This window comes from Nitrospirota bacterium (genome assembly GCA_016180645.1).
Lineage (GTDB): Bacteria > JACPQY01 > JACPQY01 > JACPQY01 > JACPQY01 > JACPAV01.
In genome coordinates this window covers 64188-82496 of record JACPAV010000024.1, presented here as the reverse complement: position 1 = coordinate 82496, position 18309 = coordinate 64188, and the positions used below count along the sequence as shown (strand labels likewise).

The window sequence follows — 18309 nt, the reverse complement described above, 5'->3', positions numbered from 1 at the left end:
GAATGGTGCGCCGATCATGCGGGCCTTGTCAAGCCGTAGCGCCTTCCCCGGCGGCTGGCGCGTGGGCGCGATCCGGCCTGGCGGATGATCGATCCTCGGCCGCGTAAATGAAACCGCGCCACGGGCCAGCAATCGGCCATTTCACGGCGCATCCCTTCCGCGGAGCAGCGAGAAATCCACTTCCGGCAGGCTTCCGGCACGTACGGAACCCCCCCGCCGAACTACGCCGAACGTGTATCGGCGCAACTTGCAGCGCCGTGAAGCGCAATCCCCTACGACTCCGAGGAATCGTCTTCCGTTGCAGTGACATGGGGTACTACTGACTCACTGTCCGCTATCGCTTTTCAGCCCCTTGCGTCTGCCATTCCGCCACTCCGGCTTGACAGGATGTCAACCGCCCTTTCGACATTGCGCGCAGGCAGGGATGCCTGCCCTTCGCGGAAAGGGCGGCCGAACGCCAGGCTCCATCCCGGACACGGACATTGCTGTCTGCGGTCCGCGAGAAGTGCGGCGAGCAGTATCCCAGGAGGGTACGCCGGGCATGCGAGTGGGTCAACGAAACAGTCTCCCGAGGCTCAGCTCGACTTTTGCCATTTTCTGAAAGGTTTATGTTGGTCATCATGCGTAGGGGAGGGTCTTCAGACCCTCCCGACAAGAGAGAGCATCTGAAGATGCTCCCCTACGAATCGGCATTCTGTCAGAGGCTCTCAGCTCGACTTTTGCCATTTTTTGAAAGGTTTATGTTTGGTCATTATGCGTAGGGGAGGGTCTTCAGACCCTCCCGACAACCCTCCCGACAAGAGGGAGCATCTGAAGATGCTCCCCTACGAATCGCTTGAGCGGTGTCTGAAGATGCCTTCCCATCCGAGCGAGATTCTGAGCGATGTTCACACAGCACGGAAAAATGCCAAAAGTCGATCTCAGAGCCTGTCCCAAAACCCGGCGGAAGCGGAGCGGGTTCCGCGGAGCCTAAAGGCTCTGCCGCTCCGGCGGGGTCCGCGATACGTTTTGGGATAGGCTCCCAGCCTCAAGAGGCGGATTCTCCGACCTCCTCTATTCCGAGCCGAAGATGTGGAGGCCGGCTCCGGAACCGATGTAGAGGGCGCGGCCCCGGCCGAGCGATGGGGATGAACGCGAGCCGCCGGGAACCGATTGCGACCAGTGAAGCTTGCCGTCAGGATCCAAGGCGTAGATCGTCCCACTGCCGCCACAGCCGCTTCCGAGGTGTTTGAAGTACACGTTCCCGTCGATATCCACTGCCGGACTTTCAACGATCGGATCGGAGCACGTCCCAGGCGCGCCGAACGTCCAAACGGGCACACCGCCCACCGTGTACACATGGAGTCCATCCGACGACTGAATGTACACCCGTCCGTGGGCAGTGGACACCGAACCGCTCACCGGCGCCCACCACAGCAGGCCGCCGCCACTTGAAAGGGCGTAGGTGTAGCTGTTGTAGGTACTCGCGATGATGGTCCCATTCTCCGCGATGGCAGGGGTCGACAGAATCCTTTCCCGGAGGGAGCGCGAAAACAATAAGGAACCGCTCGGGCTGAACTTTCTTAGGCTCGCATCGCCGCCTCCCACGTAGACGCTCCCCGCTTCGTCCACGGCGCACGCGTTCCGCATGGCGTCCCCGATCGAAATCTTGAATGTCCGACTGCCGGTCGGGTCAATTCCGAAGAAGTTTCCCCCGTTGTCACCGATGTATGCCGATCCATCCGGCCCCACGCACGGAGACGCCTGTATGGTATTGGCCACCCAGTGGGTCCATTGCAACTGACCCCGCGCGTTGAATTTGTGAACGATCCCGCCCTGCGATGCCGCGAACACGTTGCCCTGGGTATCCACGGTCGGGCTTCCAAGCACCAGTCCCGTGTTGTAGGTCCAGCGCACGGTACCGTCCCGCTCCAGTCCATAGAGCACTCCCGAGGCCGTGGCCACGTAGATATTGCCCGCATCGTCCAACACGGGGCTGCCGTTCACGCCGCCCCCGGAATTGAACGCGAGCTTCGGCGCGATGGTCGTCGGCCCCAGCGTGGGGGCAAGCCCGCTGTGCCGGCTGTCGGCGCCGAAGCTCGTCCACGTCTTCGCCAGCAGGGTCTGTTTCGCGGGATCGCCGAGGGCGTAGACCCTGCCGTCGGTTGCACCGATGTAGATCATCGAGTGGGCCAGGGCAGGCGAAGACCAGACTTCCACGTCAAGGGGGATCGATTCGATCTGCGAGCCGTCGGCCATGTTCAGGCGAAATACCGTGCCCGGTCGCGTCACCATGACCGCCTCATTCGATGTAACCGCCGCGTTCGAACGGATCTCGCCGTCCGTGGCCGCCTGCCAGAGCAACTGGCCACTGAAGGCGTCAAGGCCGTACACGTTCTTGTCCCACGCTCCCACGACCACTCTGCCCCGAACGACGGACGGCGACGTGGAAAAGCCGGCCGACGCCCTAAATTGCCACCGGGTCGCACGCGACTTTACGTCGAAGGCCGTAAGTGCTCCCGACTGATCGGCCACGAACAGCGTGTCGTACTTTGCCGAGGGCGCCGACCAGACCGACCCCGCCATCGCAAAAGCTGCCTTCGCGACTCCGGTGGACGCATCGAGGACCAACACCTTCGGATTCACGTAGTTCTGCCCGGACGGAATGCCGAGCGTTGGCTGGTACACCAGTCCTCTGTACACGGTCGGGCTGCCTTGGGGCGTGTTCATCCGTTGCCCCTCCGCATCTGAATACTTCCATTTGAGGCGGCCATCCGCGAGCGCAAACGCGTACACGGCCGAGTCACAGCCCGCGATGTAGACCACCCCCTCCGCGAGGGTTGGCGAGGTCGAATCGCTGCACGTCGCGAGATTCACCGGTCCCCAGAGGAGCTTTCGCGTGGCCAGATCGAAAGCGTACAATTCATTGCCCGTCGTGAAAACGATCTTGCCGTTCGCCACCGCCGGCGTAGGATCGTCCGAGGCGTATGGAACGCTCTTTCGGTAGAAGTCCTTGCCCGTCAGGGCATCTTGCATCACCAGTTCATTCAGAGATGTGGTGAACAGAAGCCCATCGGATACCGCCGGGCCGAGGACTTTCACATTCAGCTCCGTCCCTCCGAATCCGCCGTTGCCAATCGCGCTCTTCCACACCGCCTGAACGTGGGCCGGCAGCATCGCGGGCGAGTAGCTCGTGTGCCCCGCGCTCGCCCCGAACATCGGCCATACGTAGGGGTCGCCCGGATCACCCTCCAGGACTTCGATGGAGAGTGTGCTGGTGCCGGTCGCTCCATCGTCGTCCGTGACGGTGAGCTTCACGTTGAAGACTCCATCTTTCGTGAACGAGTGCGGACCCTTCGCGGTTGCGGCCGTCGCTCCATCGGCAAAGTCCCAGGCGTACGCGGCCACCGTTCCGTCCGTGTCGAAGCTCGAATCACCCTTGAACCCCACGTCGAGCGGCGCGAAACCTTTAACGGGATCGGCGAAGATGACCGCCACCGGCGGCTTGTTCGGCGGTTCGACGAGGATCGTCAGCATCTTGTCGCAGGACATTCCGTCATTGTCGGTGGCCTTGAAGACCGCGGTGTAAGTTCCCTGCGCTGGATATACGTGGCTCACCTGCGACCCTAAAGCGTTGGTCCCATCGCCGAAAGTCCAGCCTGTCACGACAATCGATCCGTCGGCATCCGTCGCAGAACCGTTGAAGGAAACGTTCAACGCCGCGTGGCCCTTGAGCGGCGTCGCGTTAGCCGAACACGTCGGCGGGATCAGCACTCTCTCGACCGTGACCTTGGCGCTCGCGCTGGCGGATGCGCCATCGTCGTCCTTCACCGTGAGGGTTGCCGTGTAGGCGCCGTCGTTCTGGTAGGAGTGAGACGGCTCAACGCCCGTCGAGGTTGCGCCGTCACCCAGCGTCCACGCATACGAAACGATTGTTCCGTCCGGATCGGAGGCGGTGGTCTTGAACTGAACCAAGAGAGGCTCCGGCCCTCTCTCCGGTACCGCCTGGATCGAAACCGCAGGCGGTTTGTTGGGCGGCAGCACGGTCACCGTTCCGGTGGCCATGCACGGGGCGCCCTCATTGTCGCGCACGGTCAGCGAGGCGGTGAAGGTGCCGATGAGGATGTAGGCGTGGGATGGATTCTGGATGTTCGATCCCGGCGTGCCGTCGCCAAATGTCCATTCGTAACTCACGATGGAACCATCCGTATCGGCCGCCGCGGAGGCGAACTGGGCCGCCAGAGGAGATTTCCCTCTCTGGGGTGAAACCGAGAGCGAGCACGTCGGCGGCTTGTTCGGGGGCTTGTCGACTTGAATCCCCACGGTCGAATGGCAGACGCCACCTTTGTCGTCATCGGCCCGGAATTCGGCCGTGTACGCGCCATGGACCGAGTAGGCGTGCGTCGATTGGGCCGATCCTGAGCTTGAGCCATCACCGAATGTCCACAGGACGGCCTTGATCACGCCATCGGCATCTGAGGCCGTTCCGCTGAACGCCACAGAGAGCGGCGCAATGCCCGCGAGCGGAGTCGCCGACGCCGAGCAGACGGGGTTTCGATTCGGATTCGCGGCGATCGCCACCGTATTCGAGCACGAGGCGCCTTGGGGATCGGTCGCCTTGAACTGCGCGTTGTACAAACCGACGGCCGCGTAGGTGTGCTGCGTCTGACCGAGGTTCGCGGAGGAGCCGTCGCCGAAGGTCCAGGCATAGGTGAGCGTTCCGCCATCCGGGTCGGTTGCGGAACCGAGGAACGACGCGGCCAGAGGCACGGCCCCGGTGGTCGGCGTAGCGGAGGCTGCGCAGACCGGCGCGCGGTTCGGGTTTACCGTGATCTGGACGCTGCCCTGGCACTTCGCGCCGAGGGCGTCGGTGACGGTGAGGACCGCTGCGTACGTGCCGACCGCCGCAAACTTGTGCGCTGCCTGTGCGCCGGCTCCCGTCGAGCCATCGCCATAGTCCCACGCGTACGTAAGCGGGTCCTTCTCAGGATCGGAAGCCGTCGCCGCAAATTTCACATCGAGAGGCTCCACGCCGCTCGTCGGATCGGCCGTGGCCGCACAGGTCGGCGCTTGGTTCGTGCCCGTGCCGTAGATCGCGACAAGTGTCATTCCGCCCACGAGGTAGATCGTGCCGTCCTCGCCTACGGACGGAGACGAGTCCCACCTGCGATAGGCGAAGTCTTCCTCCACCGGCAACTGCCATTCGACGATGCCGTCCGGCTTGATCGCGTACAGATTCCGCGTGCTTCCGCAGGCACGCGTCTTGAATAGGATGCGGCCGTCCGACGTCATCGTGGGCGAGGCGACCGCCGTGTCTGAATCACAGGACGTGCCAGGATCAAATCTGAAAATCTCCCTGCCGGACGCGTCCAGGGCCAGGAGTGCGTTGTTGTCGTTCACAACGATGCGCCCCTGTGCGTCCACCGCCGGAACCGATTCGTTGGTTTTGACGCCGCCGAGATCCTTCTTCCAGACCTGCTTCCCGTTGAGGTCTACGACATGAAGCCGATTTACATCGGTGGAGACGGCCTTGGTGGAGATGACGGCCACGCGCCCGTCTGGGGTAACGGTCGGCGAACCGACGATCGGAGCACCGGCGCCATAGCTCCAAAGAAGGTCCCCGGCCGGCGAGAGCGCGTACAGGGTGCCGCCAAACCCGCCGATATAGATCCGGTCCTGATCGTCCAGGGCGGGCGAGGAGTAGAAGCTGTCGGTTGCGGCGGCCGGTTCGGTTCCGGATAGGCGCGCCGATTCCGTGAGCGAGGTAGGGGACGGCACGGCGGTCACCCCCTGCGGTGTGAACTTCCATCGAAGTTTTCCATCCGGGAAGACGGCGTACACGGCGCTCATCGAGCCGCCAAACACCAGCGTTCCGTCGGAGAGGATGACGGGCGAGGACTCCAAGTACGGATCCCCCAGGCCCAATTTCCACCTGAGCGAGCCGTCAGCACTGAAGGCGAACAGGTTTCCGTTGTCGCGGCCCGTGACGTAGATCGTGCCGTCCGCTGCAATCGTCGGCGAAGCGTGGGTATCGCCGATCGTGTTGTTCTCCCACTTGACCTTTCCATCGGGGGCAACCGCCTTGAGCACGCCCGAGAAATTGACAAAGTAGGCCGTGCCATCGTCCGCAAGGCTCACGGAGTTGTGGACCCAATTTCCCGCGTCCAAGGCCCAGCGGACCCTCGGCAGGTGCGACGCCTCGAACTGGGATGCGCCGCTGTGACGCGGATCATGGCGGAACATCGGCCAGACGCGGGCGACCGTCGCTCCGCCCGTGCCGAACGCGTAGACCTTGCCGTCCTCCGACCCAATGAAGATCATGTTCTCCGCGATGGCCGGTGACGACCAGATCATGCCGCCCGTCGCATGGGTGTAGAGAACGTCGCCGGAATCTTGTTGAAGGACGTATAGGCTGTTGTCCGACGAGCCGACGAACAGCATTTGGCTTGCCGCGGCGATGGACGAGCGGATTTGGCCCTTGAGGTCCTTTTTCCAGGCCACCTTGCCGCTGGCCTTGTCCACCGCGTACACGAAGTGGTCGGTGGATGCGACGAAGACCCTCTTTTCCGTGATCGCCGGGGAGGTCTGGAGCTGCCCCCCAAGAAGCGTCTGCCACACCACGTCGAGCGTTTGGAGATCAACGGCGTAAAGTTTGCCGTCCATGTTCGCCAGGTAGAGCATCCCGTTCTCGAACGACGCGCTCGCCCAGAAAGAGTCTCCGATGTTTTTGAATTTGACGGACTTGCCCGTCTTGGCGTCGATCACGTGGAGACGGCTGTTGACATAGCCCGAGCCGGAACTGCCCGCGATCCCCATGGTGACGGCGAACACGCGACCGGATGCCACCATCGGGGCCGCCCAGGGTGTCATGAAATGAGAGCCGTCCGGCGTCACAAAGGTCCAAATCTTGGCGCCGGTCTTCGCGTCGAAGGCGAAGACCGTTCCCTCGCATGAGGCGATGTAGACCACGCCCGACTCGAACACGGGAGACGTCGATTCCGTGCAGGTCCCAAGGACGCTGGTCCATGCGATCGATCCATCCGCGGAACTCACGGCGTAGAGCCGTTTCCCATCGGTGAAGTAGACGCGACCATCGCCGTAGGCCGGCGTCGGATCGTCTGCGTTGTCCTTCACCGGGAAGTGCCACAGGCTCTTGCCTGTGTTTGTATCCAGCGCGTGCAGCCCCATCTTGGAAGCGATGAAGACCTTCTTCTCCGCCGCCGACGGCGAGAGAATCTGCGCCGTCCACTCCGTGGGCGAAATGGACGTCGGGACCGGCACGCTGAAGACCCACCGCTTCGCGAGCGGGAGCGTGATCGAGGCAACCGCCCGCCCGGTCTGGAAGGCATCGTGCTGGAACATCGGCCAGTCGGAGGCCGTGGCGTTGGAGGAGCACTGGACCGCATTCTTGAGCGACGTGGAGCCCGTCGCGCCGTCGTTATCCGTCACCGTCAGCTTGGCCGTGTATGAGCCGCACTGGTTGTAGACGTGGTTCGGGTTCTGGAGGGCGCTCGTTGTGCCGTCGCCGAAGTCCCAGTGGAACGCCATGATGGTTCCATCCGGGTCCACGCCGAAGCCCACGAAGTTTACGAACAGGGGCGCGGTACCTTCGTACGGATCGGCCGAAGCGAAAGCCTGTGGGCCGATGTTGGGGGCATGGACGTTGACCGGAAAAGACTTCTCACAGGAGGCTCCGTCGTTGTCCGTCGCTCGGAACAGCGCCGTGAACGCCCCCTCCTTATGGTAGATGTGTTGGATCGCGGGGGAATTTGCGGAGGCGCCGTCGCCGAACGTCCAGACCGTCGATTGGATCGAGCCATCCGGGTCGGTCGCGCTCCCGTTGAAGCCGACAGCCAGCGGCCCCTTTCCATTCGTAGGACTGGCCGTGGCCGTGCACGTGGGCGGCTTAATGACTTGGTGGACGGTTACCTGAACGGCTGCGCTCGCAGTCGCGCCGTCATTGTCGGTTACGGTCACCTTCGCTGTGAAGATGCCGTCCCGCTTGTAGGTGTACGAAAACGAGGATTGGGAGAAAGTGCCGCCGTCACCTGTATTCCAGGCATACGAGGAAATCGTCCCGTCAAGATCGGATGCCGTGGCGGTAAGCTTCGCCGCCAGAGGTTCATCCCCGGAGCCAGGTTCGATCCTTGCGGATACCGCCGGGGGTGTGTTCGGGGGATCGACGTTGACCAGAACATCATCGACGCACACGGTACCGTCATCATCCTTCACCGTCACAATAGCCTTGTAGGACCCCTGACCGGTGTACACGTGCTTGGGATGCGCGAGGGCCGAGGAACCGCCATCGGCGAACGACCATGCATACGAAACAAGGGTGCCGTCAACGTCCTTGGCGACGGTCGCGAAACTGACGGTGAGCGGCGCCTTGCCCTTCTGCGGGGTCGCCAAGGCTTCGCACGTGGGCGCTCGATTGGGCGGCTCGACCACAATCGCCATCTCCTTCACGCAGGTCCCCTGGTCATCATCCGTCGCCGTGAAGGTTGCCGTGTAGTTCCCGAAAGTCGCGTAGGTGTGGGTCGCGGCAGGGGTCGTCGTCGTTCCCCCGTCTCCAAACAACCAGATCGTGGAAACGATCTTCCCATCGGGGTCGGAGGAAATGGCGGAGAAGTTGACCGTGAGGGGCACGTGGCCTTTGAGCGGCTGTGCCGAGGCTGAACACGTCGGCAGCTGATGGTTCACGCTCACTTTCGCCGTGTTGAAATGGCCCTGGTACGTCGCTTTAACATGTCCCTCGCCCGCCTGGGTCGCTGCGAAGAGACCGTTGGGATCGACCGTCCCCGCGATCCCGTCCACGCTCCATTGCACCGAGTCCGTCACTCGCCGGCCCACCTCATCGGAAATCTCCGCGGAGAACTGCTGGGAGGCCCCCTTGGCCAATTTCGCGAAGCCCGGCCGGATGACCAGGTTAAAGACCTCCCCTGTCAGGACGGAGATCGACACCTCTGCCGGCACACTGTAGTTCCCGTCGCTCACGGTCACCTTAGCCGTCTGAATGCCGATCGTCTGCGGGGCCGTCCAGGTCGCGGATGCCCCGGCGCCGACGACCGTCCCCGCGCTTGCCGACCACGCGAAGGTCATCGGATCTCCGTCCGCATCCGCTGCGGTTGCAGTGAGCAGCGAGGTCGCGCCTGGTTTGGCGGAGGCCGGATCGGCCTTCACGGTCACCACGGGCGGATGGTTCGGATTGAAAGCGCACGCCCGACCCAGATTGATCCGCCCCGCACCCACGGGTTTGTCCGTCGCGATCTTGTCCGCCGTGGAAACCAGGATCGATTCGATTTCCTCCACCGTGAGCTGCGGATTGCGGCTCGCGATGCAGCCAACCACCCCGCTTACCATCGGCGTTGCCATCGAAGTGCCGCTCATGTACCGGTACCCGTTCGTCGGAACGGTCGCCCAGATATTCACACCCGGCGCGGCGAGGTCCACCACGGACCCATAATTTGAAAAGTATGCCCGGGTGTCATCCGGACCGGTCGCGGCGACCGTAACAGCCGAAGGCACCGCCGCGGGTACCTTTAGTGAGGCATCTCCCGCGTTGTTCCCCGCCGCCACAATCACAACGGCTCCCTTGTTCCGCGCATCGTCGATCACCTTCACGAAAGCGTTGTAAACGTCATCTGACCGTCCCCCGCCGAGGCTCATGTTGATGACCCGGGCGCCGGCATCCGCGGCATACGTGATCCCATTCAGGATGCCGATATAGCTCCCGCTCCCCGTATCGCCCAGAACCTTAACCGGGAGGATCTTGCAGTCCCAACAACCCCCTGCCATACCGAGCGCGTTGTGTCCCTTCGCCGCCGCCGTGCCCGCCACGTGCGTTCCGTGGCCGTGACCATCCTCGGTATGGTCGCCTCCCGTCACGAAGTTTTTCCCTTTCAGCATCCGCCCTTGGAATTCCGGGTGGGTGGACTGCACGCCCGTGTCCAGAATGGCCACGGCGATGTCTGACGATTTTGCCGGCGTCTTCCACGCCGCGATAGCGTCGATTTTCGTGTAGCCCCAATCATCCTGGGGATCGCAATTCTGGAAATTCGGGTCGTTGGGGAACGCCCCCGGCGAGCAGCCCTGGCCGCCGTCCAATTTCGCCGCAGCCGCTTTGAGGTTGGGCAACGGGCCGATGTTTTTCGCACTCGTGGATTGCGGGGTTCCCGTTTCCACCAGAATCTTCCGGAGATCCGCCGGCAGAAGGGCGGTTCCCTTCTTCTGCTGGAAGATGCCCTCCAAGGCCGCGGCCGAGCCGGTAACAATCGGCGACGCGCTCGATGTACCCCCGAAACTGTTCGTGTAGAGCTGGCTCGAATCTCCGCCAAACGCATCCCCATAACCGGTGGTGAACACGTATCGTCCCCACCCCTGCACGTCCACCCTCGAACCGTGGTTGGTCCAGCATTCCGGCGCGTGGGCCACGTTGTCGCCCGCGCCCACAAGGATCGCACCCGAGTCCCGCTTCGCCCGGTCGAAGGCGCCGCCATAGATGGGGTTGTCCAGATTCATCGACCCATTCCCTGCCGCTTCAACCACCACCACACCCTTTGCCACCGCCACCTGAATCGCGTCGAACGTCGCCTGCCAGTACTCCATCGCGATGAGCTCAAACTGACCGCAATTGCACGTGCACGTTTGACCGCTTGAGGGACCTTTGGCGTGCAGTTCGATCAGGATGAGGTCTCCCGGTTTCGCCTTGCTCGCGGCCAGACTGATCGCACTCGCCGTACCGTACGCAAAGACCGAGACTCCCTTGGCCTTCGCTTTCGGCACGATGCCCTTGATGCCATACCCGTTCTCCAAGCCGACCATCTCGCCGTGAACGGCCGTGCCGTGGTGGAGCCAGCCCGGATCCGTGGTCGGCGTTCCGAAAATATCCGTCTCGTGAACGTCCAGGTCCTCATGATGGGTGGCCCACGCCCCCTCCACGTCATAGATCGTAATCCCGTCGCCTTTGCCACCTGCGATCGTCCAAGCGTGGAGCGCATCCACCCCCTGCGGCGCGGGATTCAGGTATCCCTGCTTCGGGAAGAAGTCAGGGGTCTGTGGAGGATTGTCTCCGGTCGTGTGGGCCGGCTCGGGCACCGGCTCGAAGTAGACCACTTCCACCACGTCGAGCGCACTCAGGGCATTGATGAAAGCCTCGGGGTCCACGGAATCGGACAACTTGAAGCTGTAGTAGAGATTGAGGTCGGGCAGGGATTGATCCGAGAACGATTCGGCGGCGGTCCTCTCTTTTTGGATCGCGGTCTCATCTTGCGAGAAATGTCGTTCGGCTGAAATACCGGAGAATGCCCCCAGAGCCGCTTCCAGAGGGACAAGATCGGCCTTCGCCTCGGACACAAAATCGCCCTCGCGCAATCGCACCGCCGTGCCTTCAACAAATTTCACAACCACGTGTCTCGCATCAACACCCTCCGGGATCGCGAGGTGAGGTGATTTCCTCGGGACGGCACGACGGGACTTTCTCTCCGAATCGAGCGTGAACACCGGGTGGACCGCCGTCCCGGCGACACGCGGATCGGCCTGGATCTGCCGTATGCCCTCCGCTGGGGTCACGTTCGGAGGTAATTGGATCTGGTACAGGCCCGCAACCGAGTTGAAACCGACGACCTTGCCGCCCAAGCGTTTGGCCAGGGACTCGACGTCAGCTTGAGACGTTCCCTCCTTGACCGTCACCAGAATCTCGTCTCGCACCACGTCCTGTTCCGTGGCAGGGTCCTTCACAACGTGGCCCGCATCGAAAGGTTTGTTGAAGATGATGCCTTTTGCGGGCGCCCCAGGACTCCGATCCTGACCCCGACCCAACACCCGCCCACCCTTTCCCTCACATCCCGCCAACAGGAGCGCGAGTAGCAGAGCAAGAATGAGGATCGACAGACCGGATGGATGCAGGCCGGCGATGACCGGTTCCCCGCGATAAACGTTCATGGGCACCTCCTCGTGGGATACGAACAAGGATCGCATCTCGTCGCCATGCCCTCTCAAGCGCAACGGCCGTACCATCACCCCCGTTCGTGCCAATGCCCTGAATGCACAAGACTTTCGAACAAAATGTGACGATCGTCACAGAGGCGGTCGCTGTGGGGCCGCGCCACGAAGCGTGTGATCGCGCAACGCGCAGAGCTGATGCGACGGATTCCTCTCGACTCGACTGAAAAAAAGCTTATACTGTGCGCTCGGCAATCAGCCTTCACACCATGGCGGCGACCCTGAATATGGCGAGCATGAAGAGAGCAGATCGAGCTGGGTGCTCACCCACAATCACCCACAACACAGATAGGTGAGTCATGAGCGAAGATTCGAATGAGCGGACGACTATTTTCGAGGCCGTGCGCGCTTCATACAAACCCAAGGCCCACGAAACGGCATATGTCGAGCCGATCCAGGGAGAACATGTCGGGCGCATGTTCGGAATCGATCGTGACCGACCGTTCGTGGTCGGGAGGGCCGCCGAGTGCGAAATCTGCCTGCAGGATGCGAAGGTGTCCCGACGTCACACCGAAATCGCTCACCACGAGGGAGAGTATCGCCTTCACGATCTTGGAAGCACCAACGGAACGTTTGTGGGCCAGGTGCGCGTGGCAGAGTGTACCCTGCACGACGGGGACATCATCCAGATCGGTCAAACCGTGTTGCGATTCAGAGTCCTGCGGACGATAACCAGCACGAAATAAATGAAGATCAAGTTCTGGGGAACGCGCGGATCCATCCCGACACCGGGCCGTCGGACGGAGAAGTACGGCGGCAATACTTCGTGCGTGGAAATCCGGACGGACGACGGTCAGATCCTCGTCTGCGATGCGGGCACCGGGATCCGCGAACTGGGGCAATCTCTATTGACGGAATTCAAGGACAAGCCCATCGAGGCCCACGTATTCATCAGCCACACGCATTGGGACCACATTCAGGGCATCCCCTTCTTCACGCCCGCCTTTCAATCCGGAAACGCATTCACGTTTCACGGACCCGGAGACATCAAAGGCGCGCTCCACGGCCAGATGTCCAACACCTACTTCCCCGTCCCCCTCACCGCCATGGGCGGCAAGCTCCACTTCGTTTCATTGCAGCCGGGATCACGCGTCCATGTCGGGAAAGTCCAGGTTCTTTCGGCCGGGCTAACCCATCCGGGGGGCGCGATCGGCTACCGCTTCACTCTCGACAATCATTCGGTCGCCTACATCACCGACAATGAACTCGCTCCCATTGAATCGCCCGACGGGCCCATTCCCCCTTCGGCGGCAGCGCTTGCGGATTTCGTCAGGGACGTTGACCTCATGATCGCCGACACGCAATACACCAAAGATGAATACCACTCGGGGAAGAAGGGCTGGGGCCATTCGATCATCGACGACGTCCTCCGGCTGGCCGCCCACGCGCACGTGAAAGCCCTCGCCCTCTTTCATCACGACCCTACCCACTCCGACGAGTTCATGGACCAGCTTTTCCAATCCAAAGCCGCCGAGCTCTCCAAGCAGGGCGTTTCGATGGAGTGCTTCGTCGCCCGCGAGGGCCTGGCGATTCAGGTCTGAGCGCCGGCCTGATTCTCCGGCCGACGGTTGCTACCGCGTAAGATACACCAATACGCTGCCGGCGAACTGGCGGTCGTTCGGCGATGCCTGCGGAGCGCCGATCACCAGGTCAGGCTTGCCATCACCATTCAGATCGCCCGCGGCAATGGATTGACCGAATACAGTGGCGATTCCCGGATCGCCCAGCGTGAAGAGTGGAAATCCGTCCCTGCCCGAAAGAATCTCCACCTGAGTGTTGGCCGGATCCAGCGCGGCGGCGGCGAGATCCGGGCTGCCATCTCCGTCAAAATCCCCCACCGAGGCAACGACCATCCCAAACATGAGGGAGGCCGGATCGCCCAGCCGACAGTAAATCTTCCGACCATCGGTCCCGGAGTACACACACACTCGTCCGACACCGTCCATGCCGTCCGACTCACCGCCCCCCGGCGCACCGAAAGCGAAGTCCGGAACTCCGTCCGAATTCACATCGCCAAGTTTCGCCAATGACGTGCCGATCTCACCGAAGTTTTCAGTGCCGTCTATGCTTCGGATGAGAACGCCGTTGGCGCCGGAGTAGACGTACACGCGACCCGCGTCTTCGAGCGCCCCCACCTCCGTCTTTGGAGCACCTACGAGAAAGTCCGGGGTTCCGTCCGCGTCCACGTCGCCCACCGCCGAGACCGCAACGCCGAATTCATCATCAACGGTCTCGCTCTGAACCGTGAAGAGAAGTGAGCCCTCCCCTCCCCCGCACGGACCGACCTCGACGACACCCGTCAGGGTCCAAGTCTCCGCGTCAAGTCGGCTGTGTCCCCACGCGCAATCGTCCTGGCCGTCTCCATTCACATCGCCAAGGCGGGCGGCGTTCACACCCAGCATGCTCATGGGTTCGCCCTTTCTTTCGCTCCAGAGCGATCCATCCAGTCCCGAAAACACTCGAACGGCCCCGGTAAAGGGCGCTTGTTCCGATCCGACGGTGGGCGCCCCCGCGCCGAAATCGGGTGTGCCATCCCCATTCACGTCTCCCGCAGGGAAGATCCCAAATCCCAACTGATCTCCAACGGCGCTGCCCGCCACCTGGAGAAGGAGTGATCCATCGGAGCCGGAAAACATATAAACCGAGCCGGCAACCTCCAACTCGCCGGCTTTGACACCGGACGCACCAACGAGGATCTCAGGGCGGCCGTCGCCGTTGACATCATCCAGGATGGCCACCGAGGTGCCGAACATGTCCTGAACCGCATTCCCGTCGAGTTGGAACGCGAGGGTCGGCCCCAAAGCCATGACCACGGACTTTTCAACCTCATTTGAATCGATGTTGCCGGCCGCGTCTTGAGCCCGGACCACGAAGTAGTAGGAGGCCGACGGAGTGAGCCCCTTCACAGAATAGCCTGGCGCGCCCGGTAACGTCAGAAACGTGGAGGCGAATGCCGATGCGCACGCGCCCGGCACCGCACTCTGGCAAACGTGGTACACAGCGGACGATTCCGGCGAGGCATCCCATGACAGGTCGGCTTGCGTGGTCGTAATCACTTTCGCCGATTTCAGACCGGCAAACGCGGGTGGAGTGAGGTCCACCGTCCACGTGAAGGTCGATGGAGTCGCATCCTTGTTTCCAGCCTTGTCTACCGCGTACACGGAAAACGTGTGGTTCCTTTCCGTGACGGGTGACAACGTAACAGGCGACACGCAAGAGGTAGGAGTCCCCACGTCCAGTTCACAGAAGAAGGTGCAGGTAGGCGCAGGCTTTACCCCTGCGTCCGAAGACGCACCCATAAAGGGTGCGGCTACCGGGTCAGTGCAGGAGAACTCGAACACGTGCGACGTGTCACGTGTCACGAGTAACGGCGTTTTCCGAAACGCGGTCTCGGGCGGCACCGTGTCGGGCGGTTCGGTGTTCACCGGCGCGGCAGGGACCGTTGCGGACACAACGGGCGTAGTGACGGGGACCGGAACAACGACCTGCGCTGCGTTCACAACGGGGGGTGGCTCAATGGCCGCGATGACCACCGGCTCCGGCTCGTTTGAGGAGGCCACCGGCTCCAAGCCCCTCCTGCCCTCGACGATAATGGTCCCCTGCCCGGATTCCGGCGGTGTCGGGGAAGCGAGATCGGTTTCTGAGCTCTCGACGGTGCGTGCGGGTTGACCTCCCGTATTCTCCCCTGATTCGCAAGCCGCCAAGAGCACCATCGCAACCCATACTGAACTCGTCCAAAGTTTCACGAGTCACCTCCTATTGCGCAATGTAGACGTACACACTTCCGGCCCCTTGCAGTCCGTTCGGTTTCGCGTTCGGGGCGCCAATGACGAGGTCTGGCTTTCCGTCAGCGTTCAGATCGCCCGAGGCAATCGCCTGACCGAAGCTTGTCTCCACCTCGGGACGGTTCAGCGTGAGCAGTCGGCGACCGTCCTTGCCCGATCGGATGTCTACGCGATCCTTTTCGTCCGCTTTAGTCGTCAACACCGTCACGGCAAGCTCGCGTAGACCATCCCCATCAAGATCGCCGATGGCCGTGAGAGTCTCCCCGTACCGCTTGGAAGCGATCTCGCCATCCACACAGAACTTTGTCCGGCCGTTCTTGCCGGAGTAGACACAGACACGCCCCACCCCTCGCTGACCTTCGACCGTCGCCCCAGGTATTCCTGCGGCGAAGTCCGGAACACCGTCGGAGTCCACATCGCCCAACGAAGCGATAGCGCTACCAAGTTTGCCTATGGTCTGAGAGCCGTTTATCTTCAGGACGAGGGATCCATCCGCACCGGAGAACAAGTACACTCGTCCGACCCCTGGAACGAATTCCACGTCACTATATGGAGCTCCCACGAGCAGGTCCGGCCTGCCGTCGCCGTTGACGTCGCCTGCCGAGGCAATCACTGTCCCGAACAAATCGCCGGCCTGCTCGCTTCGGAGCGTGTATAGGTCAGCCTCCCGTCCGCCAAGGCAGGGCCCCACCTCCACCCCCCCCACATAGGTGCCTGCCGTCTCATCAAACCCCGTATGTCCCCACGCGCAGTCCACCTTCGAATCCCCATCAACGTCCCCCAAGGGTGCGACGTCGTACTGCGCCGGCATCCAGCTGTCTCTTTTCCTGGCCGCCAATACGGAGCCATCCCGGCTCGAGAACATCCGGGTCACTTTCTCGGCGCGTCCACTCCATTCAGAGGCGCCGTAGTCGGCCAGCCCATCACCGTTCAGATCGCCCGGCGAAAAGACATAGCTCAGCTGTCCCGACACCTGGGTCCCACATGTTGTGAGAAGAACCGACCCATCCGCACCCGAAAGGACATAGACAGCCCCCGCATATTCCACCCCGATCGGGGAGTTCTCCCCCGGGGCCCCGGCTAGGATCTCGGGGATGCCGTCGCCGTAGAGATCGCTCATCAAGGATACATCCCAACCCAGTCCGTCGAATTCCGCCTCTCCATCCACCTGGTAAGCCAAGGTTGGGACCAAGTGCGTTCTCGCGGACTTCTCGACCTCGTTCGAATCCACATTCCCAGCGGGATCTTCCGCTCTCACGAGGAAGAAATAGGTGGCGAACGGGGTAAGGCCCGTGATGGAATAGCTCGACTCACCGGGAGCAGTCACGTACGAGGACGTAAATGCCGAGGCGCAGGCGCCCGCCACGGCACTCCGGCAAACATGATAAACAGCATCCGCTTCCGGCCCGGGATTCCAGGAGAGATCGGCGCGGACCGACGAGACGGCTGTTGCCTCGCGCAGGCCGTCGAACGTCGGCGGTGTCATGTCCACGGTCCATTTGACGGAGGCAGGCGCCCCGGTGTTCCCGGCAGGATCGGTCGCGCGAGCGGAATGCGTGTGAGATCCTTCGACGGCATTCACGGTGACCGGAGATGCGCAGGAGGCGTATGGACCACCGTCCACTGAACACTCGAACGTCGCCGTCGCATCGGGAGACGCAAACGTGAACGTGGCCGATGTCTTGTTCGTCGCTTCCCGCACATCACTTGTCAGGCTCGTTTCGGGGGGGGTCGTGTCCACGATCCACGTGAACGTGGCCGCGAGAGTCCTTACCTTCCCTTCTGCATCGATCGCCCGGACGGAAAGGGAATGAGTCCCTTCGGCCAAGCTCAGCGTGTCCGAACTCTTGCATTCCGCCCACGGACCCCCGTCCACTGAACACTGTATGGTGGAGCCGGTTTCGGGGGCAGGGAGAGCCGAAATCGCCGTGGTTCCGTTTGTCGCTTGTGCCACGCTGCTCGCCACAACGGCTTCAACCGGCGGCACGACCACGGGCTGACGGCTCTCCACGGGCTGCTCCGCAGCAGGCTGAGATGGCTGACTAACCTCGGGCGTCGGCTCCGTGACCGGAGGAGTGATCTCCTGGACAACTCCCTTGGGCTCCGGCCTGACTTCAATCACCGGGGGTGGAACAATATTCTCCGGTTTCGCCTCTTCCGATACTTGCACCGGCCGGCTTTCAAGTTGCGCTTCCAGTTGGCCGTTGGGATTGTCATCCTCCGCACAACCTGCAAGCAACAACACCAATCCGAAAATCACGCTCATTCGTCTTTTCATGTAACACCTCCACCTGCTCTCCAAAGTTGAATTCGCTTGTTTCATTCCTGGAGAAAAGCAAGAGGACGGCCAACATTCAAGACCGCTTCTGTATGGATATAATAGTTCATATAATCTGTTACTATTAGTTCCGTATCAATATGATGATCATTACAACGGTACCGTTGTTGCATATCCTATGTCCGTTGCATAGTACAACATAGAAAATAGGGCCACGGTCCGCAATCGAACCGTGGCCCTTGGAGAGGTGGATAAGCGGATTAGGTT

Annotated in this window: 5 protein-coding genes; 2 read left to right on the top strand and 3 right to left on the bottom strand. The window is 62.0% G+C overall.

Going from position 1 to position 18309, the window contains the following annotated elements; all coding sequences use genetic code 11:
* Window positions 1-1053: 1053 nt before the first annotated feature.
* A complete protein-coding gene (locus HYT87_14495) occupies window positions 1054-11919 on the bottom strand; it encodes a PKD domain-containing protein (protein ID MBI2060974.1) in 10866 nt (3621 codons plus the stop codon).
* A 359-nt stretch (window positions 11920-12278) separates the two neighbouring features.
* Between HYT87_14495 and HYT87_14490 the strand changes: the two genes are divergently transcribed.
* Together HYT87_14490 and HYT87_14485 are read left to right on the top strand one after the other, a co-directional pair.
* Window positions 12279-12665, top strand: a complete 387-nt coding sequence (locus tag HYT87_14490; GenBank protein ID MBI2060973.1) for an FHA domain-containing protein — start codon at window positions 12279-12281, stop codon at window positions 12663-12665.
* Window positions 12666-13520 carry an MBL fold metallo-hydrolase gene (locus HYT87_14485; GenBank protein MBI2060972.1) on the top strand — a complete coding sequence of 285 codons (855 nt, stop codon included), beginning with the start codon at window positions 12666-12668 and terminating at the stop codon, window positions 13518-13520.
* 30 nt (window positions 13521-13550) lie between these two features.
* Here the strand turns inward: HYT87_14485 and HYT87_14480 are convergent, their stop codons facing one another.
* Both HYT87_14480 and HYT87_14475 read right to left on the bottom strand, forming a co-directional pair.
* Entirely contained in the window at window positions 13551-15725 is a 2175-nt protein-coding gene (locus tag HYT87_14480) for an FG-GAP repeat protein (GenBank protein MBI2060971.1), read from the bottom strand.
* Between the two features lie 10 nt (window positions 15726-15735).
* Complete coding sequence (locus tag HYT87_14475; protein MBI2060970.1) at window positions 15736-18042, bottom strand: FG-GAP repeat protein; 2307 nt, start codon at window positions 18040-18042, stop codon at window positions 15736-15738.
* Window positions 18043-18309: the final 267 nt, after the last annotated feature.

Bases quoted from the DNA above. Each gene is read 5' to 3' on its own strand.
- HYT87_14495 (MBI2060974.1), bottom strand. From the start codon at position 11,919: ATGAACGTTTATCGCGGGGAACCGGTCATCGCCGGCCTGCATCCATCC.
- HYT87_14490 (MBI2060973.1), top strand. From the start codon at position 12,279: ATGAGCGAAGATTCGAATGAGCGGACGACTATTTTCGAGGCCGTGCGC.
- HYT87_14485 (MBI2060972.1), top strand. From the start codon at position 12,666: ATGAAGATCAAGTTCTGGGGAACGCGCGGATCCATCCCGACACCGGGC.
- HYT87_14475 (MBI2060970.1), bottom strand. From the start codon at position 18,042: ATGAAAAGACGAATGAGCGTGATTTTCGGATTGGTGTTGTTGCTTGCA.